General features: G+C 54.7%; 10 protein-coding genes. 2 read left to right on the top strand and 8 right to left on the bottom strand.

The window, feature by feature from the left end:
* Positions 1 to 55 precede the first annotated feature (55 nt).
* The 3 genes from U8T64_RS12065 to htpG are packed head-to-tail and all read right to left on the bottom strand — an operon-like array spanning position 56 to position 3,662.
* A complete protein-coding gene (locus U8T64_RS12065) occupies positions 56 to 481 on the bottom strand; it encodes a nucleoside deaminase (protein ID WP_322183783.1) in 426 nt (141 codons plus the stop codon).
* Between the two features lie 36 nt (positions 482 to 517).
* The gene (locus U8T64_RS12070; RefSeq protein ID WP_322183785.1) at positions 518 to 1,750 is read right to left on the bottom strand and encodes a CPBP family intramembrane glutamic endopeptidase; all 1,233 of its coding nucleotides are present in this window, start codon (positions 1,748 to 1,750) and stop codon (positions 518 to 520) included.
* A gap of 19 nt (positions 1,751 to 1,769) precedes the next feature.
* Positions 1,770 to 3,662, bottom strand: coding sequence for a molecular chaperone HtpG (gene htpG / locus U8T64_RS12075; RefSeq protein ID WP_322183787.1), 1,893 nt, complete (start codon positions 3,660 to 3,662; stop codon positions 1,770 to 1,772).
* Between the two features lie 323 nt (positions 3,663 to 3,985).
* On the opposite strand from htpG, the gene U8T64_RS12080 reads away from it, so the two are divergent.
* Positions 3,986 to 5,170, top strand: a complete 1,185-nt coding sequence (locus U8T64_RS12080) for an S-layer homology domain-containing protein (protein ID WP_322183789.1) — start codon at positions 3,986 to 3,988, stop codon at positions 5,168 to 5,170.
* A 796-nt stretch (positions 5,171 to 5,966) separates the two neighbouring features.
* On the opposite strand, the gene U8T64_RS12085 is transcribed toward U8T64_RS12080, so the two are convergent.
* From U8T64_RS12085 to U8T64_RS12105, 5 genes are all read right to left on the bottom strand, one after another.
* Positions 5,967 to 6,380 (bottom strand): EamA family transporter, encoded by a 414-nt coding sequence (locus tag U8T64_RS12085; protein ID WP_322183791.1) that lies wholly within the window; start codon positions 6,378 to 6,380, stop codon positions 5,967 to 5,969.
* 26 nt (positions 6,381 to 6,406) lie between these two features.
* Entirely contained in the window at positions 6,407 to 8,989 is a 2,583-nt protein-coding gene (locus U8T64_RS12090; RefSeq protein ID WP_322183793.1) for an FAD-dependent oxidoreductase, read from the bottom strand.
* 115 nt (positions 8,990 to 9,104) lie between these two features.
* The gene (locus U8T64_RS12095) at positions 9,105 to 9,323 is read right to left on the bottom strand and encodes a hypothetical protein (RefSeq protein WP_322183795.1); all 219 of its coding nucleotides are present in this window, start codon (positions 9,321 to 9,323) and stop codon (positions 9,105 to 9,107) included.
* A complete protein-coding gene (locus tag U8T64_RS12100; protein WP_322183796.1) occupies positions 9,320 to 9,541 on the bottom strand; it encodes a helix-turn-helix domain-containing protein in 222 nt (73 codons plus the stop codon). Before U8T64_RS12100 ends, U8T64_RS12095 begins: the two co-directional genes overlap by 4 nt.
* A 9-nt stretch (positions 9,542 to 9,550) precedes the next feature.
* The gene (locus tag U8T64_RS12105; protein ID WP_322183798.1) at positions 9,551 to 10,030 is read right to left on the bottom strand and encodes a DUF2975 domain-containing protein; all 480 of its coding nucleotides are present in this window, start codon (positions 10,028 to 10,030) and stop codon (positions 9,551 to 9,553) included.
* Positions 10,031 to 10,239: 209 nt separating this feature from the next.
* Here U8T64_RS12105 and U8T64_RS12110 point away from each other — a divergent pair, with 209 nt between their 5' ends.
* On the top strand, positions 10,240 to 10,899 hold the full coding sequence (locus U8T64_RS12110) for a sugar O-acetyltransferase (protein WP_322183799.1): 660 nt from the start codon (positions 10,240 to 10,242) through the stop codon (positions 10,897 to 10,899).
* Positions 10,900 to 11,487: the final 588 nt, after the last annotated feature.

The following is an 11,487-nucleotide window of genomic DNA, read 5'->3' on the forward strand; positions in this document are numbered from 1 at the left end:
AGAAAACAACGACTCACTTTTCTGTTTGCTCTCCTACATGTTCAAATTTATTCGCTTACCGCAGCTTTTGGAAAAACTCTCGGAGCAGGGCTCTGCATTCCGCTTCGTAAAAGCCCCGGTACACCTCCGGCCTGTGGCTGTAGGGCAGGGTAAAAAGATCCGTCGCGGTGCCGCAGCAGCCGGCCCGCTCGTCCTCCGTGCCGTAAACCACCGTGCCCAAATGGGAATTGATGATAGCCCCGGTACACATGGGGCAGGGCTCCAGCGTGACGTACAGCTGACAGTCCGGCAGCCGCCAGGCGCCAAGGGCCTTGCAGGCCTGGGAGATCGCTTCCAGCTCCGCGTGGGCCAGGGCGTTTTGCTCCGCCTCCCGGCGGTTGCGCCCTTCCCCCACGATCTCCCCCGCTTTTATCACCACGGCGCCTACCGGCACTTCCCCGCAGGCGGCGGCCTCCCGGGCCAGCTCCAGCGCATGGAGCATAAATCTCTTTTCCGGTAAAAAAGCCAGCTTCATCATCTAGAAAAACAAGGTGGTCGTATAGGCTGCCATGAAGGCCACAATGACCCACAAAAGCGGCGTGCGGACCATGGCGGCCGCCGCTTCCCCGCCGGAAAGACACAGCGGCGTTTTTTCCTCTTTTCGCTTGAACAGCCGCTCCCGCCGAAAGATCACCAGCAAAAGCAAAGCCACCAGTCCTGCCACAATGGGGATCAGCAGGGAAAGGTCCTCAAAGGCCTTGGCCATGGACTCTCCAAAAAGGAATTCCCCATAGCTGCCCGCCACGGCGATGCCGTTATTTAGAGCGTGGATCAGAATGGAGATCCACAAATTTCCGGTTTTCACATACAGAAAGCCGAACACCAGCCCGGCGATAAAGGCAAATACCACATTGGAAAAATCCAGATGTACCAGAGAAAAGACGAATGCCGAGGCCACAATGGCAAAGCCCGCGCCATATTTCCGCAGGGAGGAAAGCAGCACGCCCCGGAAGGCGAATTCCTCCATGACCGGCACCAGCACCGCCGTGGAAAGCATTTCCAGAAGAAACAGGGCCATACTGGCGCTCTCCTCCACGAGGCTGGAGGCTGGTTCATAGCCGAAGCTTCCGAAAAAGTCCTGAATGGCAAAGGCGGGGAAATTTCCCAGCAGGCACAGGGCCAAGCCCGCCAACACACAGAGCAGGGCGGTAAAAAAGCCTACCTTCTCAAATTTCAGATAATCCGTAACCTCCTTCTGCCCCAGCCGCAGATAAATGAAAAAGGGCAGCGCGGTGGAAAGCGGCACCATGGCTGTGGTAAACCACTGGAAGGCCATGGGATCCGTCATAATATTGACGCCCTGGGAAAAGAACAGCGCCATCAGCGGCATTTCCAACAGGAAAGCCGCCGCTGTTTGCAGCAGCACCACCAGACACAGCCGGTTGAGCGTTTTCGAGGCCCCCGCCAATTTGGGATTTTTTTCCTGCTTCAGCGCGAAGGGCGGCGCCACAGAAACAGGTTGTACGGGAACAGGCTGTGGAGAGAACGGTACGACAGGCGCCTGCTGTACCGAACCGAAAGCCGGAGCCGCCGGTGAGTATGCACCCTGGGGGCAGCCGCTTTGAGGATAACCGCCAAAAACCGATGCGGCAGGAGCGGCTTGAGGCTGCACAGGAACCGGCTGGGGCGCGCTTTGCCAGCCGAAGACCGGAGCCGGGGGCTGGGGCGGAACGCCCTGCCCCTGGTAGAAGGGATATGGATACTGGTTCATTGCGATCTCCTCTCTACTCTTACATGATCTCACAGATCTTTTGTGAGAAAGCCACCGGGTCCGCAATGGCGATCCCCTCAATGAGCAGGGCCTGGTCGTACAAAAGCTCCGCATAGAGCTTCAGCTTTTCTCCATCGCTTTCCCGCAGGGCCTGCAGCTTTTGGAACACGGGGTGGTTGGGGTTCAGCTCCAGCACGCGCTGGGCCTTGACCTTCTCCCCGGCGGGCATGGCGTTTAACACCTTTTCCATTTCGGTGGAGATCATGCCGTCGGTAGAAAGGCACACGGGGTGGGTTTTCAGCTTGCCGGAAACCTTGACCTCCTTCACCTTGTCTCCCAACGCCTCCTTCATGGCGAGAAGCAGTTCCTTGCTGTTTTCCGCCGTTTCCTTCGTCTTTTCCTTTTCCTCTTCCGTTTCCAGGCCCAGGTTGTCGGAGGAGATATTGCGAAATTCCTTCTCCTCGTATTTTTCCAAAACTCTCAGGGCAAATTCATCTACATTGTCGGTAAGGCACAGCATTTCATAGCCCTTTTCCCGAATGGCCTCGGCCTGGGGCAGACTGAGAATGCGTTCCGCCGTTTCTCCGCAGCCGTAATAGATGGCGGTCTGCTCCGGCTTCATGCGGGACACATATTCTTTTAGGGTGACAAGCTTCTTTTCTTCGGAGGAGGTGAACAGCACCAGATCCTTCAGCTCGTCTTTTTTCTCACCGTACCGGTCGTACATACCGTACTTTAGCTGCAGCCCGAAGCTGCGGAAAAATTCCTCGTACTTTTCCCGATCATTCTGGAGCATGGCGGTAAGCTCGGAGGTGATCTTTTTTTCCAGCCGCGCGGCGATCAGCTTCAGCTGCCTGTCGTGCTGCAGCATTTCCCTGGAAATGTTCAGGGAGAGATCCTGAGAATCCACCAGACCCTTGACGAAGCTGTAGCAGTCCGGCAGCAGATCGGCGCATTTTTCCATGATGAGCACACCGCTGGCATAGAGCTGCAAGCCCTTTTCGTATTCTCTGGTGTAATAATCCATAGGAGCGGTTTTCGGGAAGAACAGCAGGGCGCTGTAGGTGGCCGCGCCTTCGGTGGAGGTACGCACTACCCGTAGAGGATCCTGCCAGTCGTAAAACTTCTCCTTGTAAAAGGCGTTCATTTCCTCTTCGGAAACCTCGTTTTTCCCCTTTTTCCAGATGGGGGTCATGCTGTTTAAGGTTTCCATTTCGAAATAGGTCTCGCATTCCGGGGCCGCGCCCTCTTCCCCGGCGCCTTCCTTCCGCCGGGACTTTTGCAGCTCCATGCGAATAGGGTAGCGGATATAATCGGAATATTTCTTTATAAGCTCCCTGACCCGGTACGGCTCCAGAAATTCACTGTAGGTTTCTTCCTCGGTATCGTCCTTCAAATGCAGAGTGATCACCGTGCCGCGCTCTGTCCTGCCGCCGGCTTTGATCTGGTAGCCCTCCAAGCCCCTGGATTCCCACACAAAAGCTTCCTCGCTGCCAAAGGCAAGGCTTTCCACAGTGACGCGGTCGCTTACCATAAAGGCGGAGTAAAAGCCCACGCCAAACTGGCCGATGATATCCACGTCTTCCTTCTTTTCCGTATCGCTTTTAAACTGAAGAGAGCCGCTTTTGGCGATCACACCCAGATTGTTATCCAGCTCCTCCCTGGTCATACCCACGCCGTTATCCGTGATGGTGATGGTGCGGGCTTCCTTGTCCAGATCGATGCGAATAAAAAAGTCGCTTCGGGAAAGGCCGGTATCGCCGTCCTCCAAGGTGCGGTAATAGAGCTTATCGATGGCGTCGCTTGCGTTGGAGATCAGCTCCCGCAAAAAGATCTCCTTGTGGGTGTAGATGGAATTGATCATCAGATCCATCAATCGCTTGGACTCCGCTTTGAACTGCTTCAGGGCCATAACTGAAAGACTTCCTTTCTTTCCCGCGCTTCTCCAAGGCGGGGCTTCTGTTTTCTGAAAAAAGCCGCTTTTTCTATTGTTTATCGGTGCGCGGCTATCAAATTCTGTAACGATATTATTTTAGTACAAAATCGCACGGCTTGCAAGAAGCAGGGCGATTTCTTAACAAATTTGAAATATTCAGCTGCGAAATACCGGCAAATAAAAGAAATTTTTGCTATTTTCCCGTCTGTTCTTGCTCTTCCCACAAAAGAGTGCTATCCTTACAGGAAAGAAAAATTTTGTCGTTTGGAAAGACTGATTTCTGAAAGGATCTGTTTTCCATGAAAAAGAGATGCTGCGCGTTTCTGCTGATTTTTGCCCTGCTTTTTACTTTGCTTCCTTTCCCCACAGCCATGGCGGCGGAAAACCTTGTGTTTCACGATATTCCGCAGACAGCCTGGCATGCGGGCTATGTGTATGCCCTGGCGGAGCAGGGGATCGTCAGCGGCACCAGCGAGACCACCTTTTCTCCTGACCGCCCCGTGACCAGGGCTGAATTTTTACGGCTGCTTGCGGCGGCCGTGCTTTCCCCGGAGGAAATTACCTCGTACGAGACCTTTACCGTTTTTCAGGACGTGCCCCGCGGGCAGTGGTTTACTCCCTATATAAACTGGGGAGCCAAAGCGGGAATTGCCCATGGCTACGCGGAAAACCGCTTCAAGCCGGACGGCCTTGTGACCCGGGAGGAAGCCGCCGCTTTTATGGTGCGCTTTGCGGAGGCCTACCCCGAGAAAGCGGATTTGAAGGCAAAAAAAGAGCCGGTAGCTTTTTCGGACGACATGGCTATTTCAGGCTGGGCGGTAAGCAGCGTTTACACCTGCCAAACCGCCGAGATCATTACCGGCTACAAAGACGGCTCTTTTCGGCCTCTGGCCAGAACCACCCGGAGTGAGGCGGCTGTTCTGCTTTGCGGATTACTGGATATTTCTCCTTTGGCAAAGGACAAGATCCCCGCTCCCCCGGATCCTTATTATCAGGTAAAGCAGAAGTTGGCGGCGCTTCAGAAGAAATTCCCCAACGGAAAATACTGGAATCACCGAACTTCCGCCGGCACTGCCGGGAAGGAGCCATGGGAAATTGTAACGGATACGCCCTGCTATCACGATGGTTACGGCACCTATTACTGCAATGAGTATCAGGGCGTTTCCTCCATTCCCGTAGTGGGCAGCACCTGGAGCAGACAGTGCCTTGGCTTTGCCAGCATGCTCAGCGATCAGATCTTCGGGAAAGACGCGCCCGTGCGCACCTTCCGGGACTTCCAAAAGCTGCGGCCCGGCGACCAGATTCGTTTATTCGACGACGTTCATTCCATGGTAGTTGTAGAAAAGACGGTCGATCATGTCACTGTGGCGGAGGTCAACGCCGACTATTCCACCTGCAAAATCACCTGGGGCCGAAAGATCAGCCAGCAGTCGCTGGAAAGCCACGGTGGGAACGCCCTGTATATCACCCGGTACAAGGACTGACAGGGAAGCGCAAATCGCCTCCGGCGAAATGGGCAATGAGGAATGGGCAATGAGCAATTAGGAAGGTCAAGGGCAGAGTTCGGTAAATTGGAATTTGGCGGCGAGGCACCGCGGCCACTCGCGAAGCTGCTTGGTGCGGGAAATCGGTTTCTGACCCGACCAATGGTGATCCGCTTATTTTCCTCCTGTCATTCTGAACCGCCGAAGGCGGTGAAGAATCTCGCTCTTTAGCCCTCGATTTAGAGTATTAAGGTCGAGATTCTTCGTCACTTCGTTCCTCAGAATGACAGTGGGGAACTGTTCGGCAAATTGGAATTTAGCGGCGAGGCGCCGCAGCCACTCGTGAAGCTGCCGAGTGTAAGAGAACAGCTTCTGACCCGACCGTTAGTAAGCAGATAAATTGGAAGTTGCAGCGAGCCGCTGCACTCACTCGTAGAGCTGTTGAGTGCAGGAGACTGGTTTCCGACCCAACCAATGGCGAGGTGCTCACTTCCCATCTGTCATTCTGAACGAAGTGAAGAATCTCGTCCTTTTGCCCTTTTTACGTAGGAATCAAGGCCGCGATTCTTCACCTACGGCTCAGAATGACAGTGAGAGACCTGTGTGCGAAACTATAATTTATTGCACGCTCTTTCCTTTCATTGCTTATTGCTCATTGCTAATTTCTTATTCATTGAGCATAGTAGCGCCGCCACCGTCTGGAATCCAGCACCCAGAATCTAACATCCAAGAAGCAAAGGGCTGCTGCAAAACGTCAAGTTCTGCGGCAGCCCTTTGCTTTTTTCTTCTCACCCTTTTACAGGACCATCAAGAGTGTTCCGCCGGCGATCAGAACAGATCCCGCAAGGGATTTCCAGGTAAACTGTTCGTGCAGGAACACAAAGGCCAGAACCAGAGTGATCACCACGCTGAGCTTATCGATGGGGAGCACCTTGGAGGCTTCCCCTTGCTGCAAAGCATAGTAGTAGCACAGCCAGGAGGCCCCGGTAGCCAGGCCGGAAAGGATCAGAAAGATCCAGCTTTTCCGGCTGATGCTGGAAAGTCCGCTTTGGGAATGGGTGAGAAACACCATGCCCCAGGACATTCCCACCACCACCAATGTGCGAATCGCCGTGGCCAAATGGGAATTCACTCCCTCGATCCCCACCTTGGCTAAAATTGATGTGAGCGCCGCGAACACGGCGGAAAGCAGCGCAAATACCAGCCACATAGCCCTTACTCCTTTCCGAGCCGCGTTCAGCAGGTGGCCCCGCCTTTCAGATGCTTCTGAGCGGAAAGGTTTTCCTGCTTTCGGGACAACAGCTTATCGGAGAGCAGCTGCTCCTGCACATTTTCAAAGCCCAGGCGGGCAATGGTATCGGCAAAGCGCTCGCCCGTGATCCCCTGCTCCCGGAACAGCAGGATCGCCTTTTCGATCACGTTCAGCACCTCTTCCTTCTCGGTAAACACTTTATCCAGATACCGGCCGTGAGCCACTTTCTTTCCCCAGCGCCCGCCGATATAGATCCGGTAGCCGGAGGTGAAGCCCTCCACAGCCTTAAAGGGACATTTTCCAACACAGCGCCCGCAATGATTACAGGCGGTATCGTCAATGACCAACTTGCCGTCCTTCAAAACCGGCACATTGATGGGGCAGGTCTTTTCTATCTGGCACACCTTGCAGCCCCGGCACTTGTCGAGGTCGATCTCCGGCACCTTCTGACCGATGACGCCCAGGTCGTTCAGATCGGGCTTTACGCAGTTATTGGGGCAGCCGCCTACGGCGATTTTGAACTTATGGGGCAGCTTTACCCCCGCATAGCCGTGGAAGAACCGCTCGTGGATCTCTTCCGAAAGGGCGAAGGTATCGATCAGGCCGTACTGGCAGGTGGTTCCCTTACAGGACACCACCGGGCGCACCTTGGAGCCGGTGCCGCCGGTTTCCAGCCCGGCCGCCTGCAAATACTCCCGCAAAGGCTCAATATTGTCAAAGGGGACCTGCTGGATCTCCATGGTCAGGCGGGAGGTCATAGCCACCTCGCCGCTGCCGAACCGCTCCGCCGCTTCGGTGATCGCCCGCATTTCATCGGCGGTGATCTTGCCGTTTCTGGTAATGACCCGTCCGTTAAAGCAATCGGGCGTGCGCTTATCCCACAGGAAGCCCAGGCCCTTCACTCTGGTGACCTCCTCCGGCGGCACAGAAGCGCCGGCGGCTTTTACCCGCACATCGTTAAAGAAGGTGGAGCCCTCCAGCACCACGGTATTGGTATAGCCGAAGCTCTTCAGGCGGTTTTGCAGGAAATAGGCCCGTTTGCCCTTGGCGCAGACCAGAAGCAGCTTTTCTTCCTTGCCGATGCCCTCGATGGGCCCGTTTACAGAAGCCAGATCTATGTATTTTGCCCCGCGGATCGTGGGCTGTAAATTCACGTCCAGCACCGTATAGCCCTCGGCCTCCCCCGCCGCGTACTGGGCAGGAGTCATGCTGACAAGAGCGCCGCTGAGCTTATTCTCCAGCACATACACCGCCTGCACAAAGGGGTGTATGGCGGTGGAGAAGGGTGGCGCGTAGGACAGATCCAGATTTTCAAAATCGGAAAGCTTTGCCCTCATGGAAATGCCCAGCACGCCCAGATCGATGAGCTTATCCACGGCGCCGGGGCCCAGGGCCTGCACGCCCAGCAGGACGCCGGTGTTTTTCTCTGCGATCAGCTTGATAATGAAGAAGGAGGAATCGGGATAGTAATGGGCCTTATCATCGGTGACCATCAGGGCGGTCTCCACCGCATAGCCCGCGTCCCTTGCCGCCTGCTCCGTCAGGCCGGTTTTTCCGCAGTTCAGGCCGGGCAACCTGCACACGGCGGTGCCCAGCACACCGGGGAAGGATTTTTCCTCCCCCGCCAGGGCCTGGGCCAGCGTGCGGCCCTCCAGATTGGCGGAGGAGCCCATGGGAGACCACTGGGGCTTTTCGGTAAGCCGGTTCTTCACCATGGCGCAGTCTCCAGCGGCGTACACATCGGGAAGATTGGTACGGAGCTTTTCATCTACCAAAATCGTGCCGCGCTCCATGGCGATGCCGCTGTCCGAAAGGAAGCCGGTATTGGGGCGAACGCCCACGGAAAAAATCACTGCGCCGCAGGGCAGATCTCCCCCGCTGGTGCGCACAGACTCCGCTTTTCCCTGCCCTAAAACAGCCTCCGCCTTTGTGCCGGTAAGGACCCGCACCCCTTTTTTTTGCAGATGCTTTTTCACATAGGCCGCCATTTCGGGATCCAAAACCCCGGGCATCAGCTGAGGGGTAAACTCCACCACTGTGGGAGAAACCCCGCGGGCCAGGAAGTTTTCCGCCATTTCCAGGCCGATAAAACCGCCGCCTACCACCACGGCCTTCTTCACCTGATTCGTGTCCAGATACTCCCGAATGGAAACGGCGTCCTCCGGCGTGCGCACCTGGAACACACCGGGAAGCTCCACGCCCTCTACAGGGGGAACGACCGGCGAGGCGCCCACTGCGATCACCAGGGAATCGTATTCATAGATTTCCGTTTCCCCGGTGCGCAGGTTCTTGGCCTCTACCTTCTTTTTTTCCGCGTCTACTCTTACCGCCTCCCGGCAGGTAAGCGCCTCTACCCCGGTGAGACTTTCAAATTTCTGAGGGGTGTTGACGATCAACTCTCCCCGGTCCTCAATGGCCCCGCCTACATAATAAGGCAGGCCGCACCCGGCATAGGAAATATCCTCGCTTTTTGAGAGCAGCGTCACCTGAGCGGAACGGTTTTCCCGCTTAAATTTGGCCGCTGTCTTTGTTCCCGCGGCCACGCCGCCGATCACCAGTAACTTCATACCTGACGCCTTCCCTTCCTTTCGCTTCCGCCGGTTGGCGGATCTCACGGAATTTCTATGGAAATATTATAAGAGATTCCCCTTGCGGTGTCAATGAAGCCGAAGAAAAAGGCGCTTAGATTTTTGTCAGAAAATGGCCCAGCAGCACCCAGGCGCTTACCAGCAGCAGTATGAGGAACGCTCCGCTGAAAAGCAGTAATTTCCGTTTTTTTCGGAGGCCGAAAAACAGACAGCACGCCGCTCCGGCCAGCAGAAAAAGAGAGCCGCAAGTAAACCAGAACATAAAGGAGGGACGAGTGTTTTTCAACAGTCTGAACAGCCCTTGTCCTGTCATAATTTTTTCTCCTCCCGGTATTCCAAAAGATCTCCCGGCTGGCACTGAAGGGCCTTGCACAGCTTTGCCAGGGTGGAAACCTTCAGGGCCTTTGCCTTTCCGTTTTTCAAAACGGAAATATTCGCCATGGTGATACCCACCCGCTCCGCAAGCTCTGTTACGCTCATTTTTCGCTTTGCCAGCATCACATCGATATTAAAAATGATTTCGCCTTCCATATGCCCTCCCTAAATCGTCAGATCATACTGCTCCTGCAGCTTCCAGGCCCGCTTTACCAGGTCGGAAAGCCCGGCGCACACCACGGAAACAGCCGCTCCGGCACAGGCTATCAGCAATGATACCAGTACGATGCCGGGGTGGTTCATATTGAGAAACAGGTAAACAAGATTCATCAGGAAGAAAAATCCCGCGTCACAGGCCGCAAGCCGGGCGATCCACCGCAGCAGCTTCGCGGTCTCTTCTGTAAAGGCCCGGTCTTTACCAATATTGCGGGCAATTTTCCAGCCGAGGAGCAAAGCGGCATAGCAGGGAAGCGCGGTAACCCAAAGCAGGATCAGCCAGGGATAGTAGCAATAGGCGAATTCCGGCGCATTGAGAACGATAGAGCGCCCAAGCCACGGAAAAAAGCACCCGTATACCACAAGGCCGCACAGGGCCATGCCGATCAAAACGAGCTCCAGACGGAGCGACAGTGTTTTCAGCTTCATCTTGAAAAACCTCCTTGTGTTTTTTCAGAGTATAGCATAGCATTTCCAGTTTGTCAATAATTATTTATCGTATTACAATAAACAATTATTTCGAAAAGGCATAAGAAAATCCTTTGAAAAAGTTCTTTTTCTTTTCTGTGCCTTGTGCTATACTGAATTTGAAAATTAGGGCGTGTCTGCCCAAACGACATCAGGGAGGAATTTGAACCATGGCAGTCAAGGAAGAAGAGAAAATTTTTGCGGGGAAGCTGTTTTCCCCCGGGGATCCCGAGCTGGTGGCCATCAAGCTGAAAACCCACAATCTAAATGTGGATTTCAATGCCACTCACGAGGATGAATACGAAAAGCGGGATCAGCTCCTTCACGAGATCATCGGAGAATTCGGCGAGGGCGGGCGGATCCAGGGGCCCATCGCCTTCCATTACGGAACTCACACCAGGATCGGGAAGAACTTTTTCGCGAACTTTAACTTTACTGTGCAGGACGATGCTTTGGTAACCATCGGAGATAACTGCAATTTCGGCCCCAATGTGACCATTGTGACCCCGGTTCACCCCATGCTGCCGGAGGAGCGGCGCTCGATGAAAAAGGAGGACGGGCAGCCCGGCCACCTGTGCTATGCAAAGCCCGTTGTGATCGGAAATGACTGCTGGTTCGGCGCCAACGTGGTGGTGTGCCCCGGCGTGACCATCGGAGACGGCTGCGTCATCGGCGCAGGCAGTGTGGTGACAAGAGATATTCCTCCCCTGTCCTTTGCCGCCGGAAACCCCTGCCGGGTGATCCGGGAGATCACAGAGGCGGATTCCATGGTATATAAGCCTGAGATCACAGGCGGCTGCGCTCCTTATTCTCCGGAAGAAATGAAATGATCTGTAAAACGCAGCGCAGTCTGTGAAACGAAGGGTCAGGGCAGCCTGCCGCCGCACCCAATGCGGGAAAAGCGTTGGGAAATGTATCATTTTTTAATGAGGAATTAGGAATGAGTAATGAGCAATTTAAGGGCAAGGACTTAGTTCGCTAAATTGGAATTTGGCGGCGAGGCACCGCGGCCACTCGCGAAGCTGCTTGGTGCGGGAAATCGGTTTCTGACCCGACCAATGGTGATCCGCTTATTTTCCTCCTGTCATTACTGAACAGAAAGCAAGGAAACTTTGCTTTCTCGGTGAAGAATCTTGTCCTTCGGTCTTTTTGAGGGGCTTTAAGGGCGAGATTCTTCGTCGCTATGCTCCTCAGAATGACACGAGGGAACTGTGCGGCAAATTTGAATTTAGCGAATTGACGAATACATAGAAACTCTTGCCTTTCTCGCCTGTCGGCTCGGTTGCTGTGCCCCGATGAGGCACGCCCAGCAACGGTCTCACCTGTCGGTTCGGTCGGTGCAGAACAATGCGCCAAGAAAGCCATGGCTTTCTGCGCTTTGCACCCGAAGCGACAGCTGAGAACGGTTCGCACCAGCG

Source organism: Neglectibacter caecimuris (genome assembly GCF_034335015.1).
In the GTDB taxonomy this organism is placed as follows: Bacteria; Bacillota; Clostridia; order Oscillospirales; family Acutalibacteraceae; genus Acutalibacter; species Acutalibacter caecimuris_A.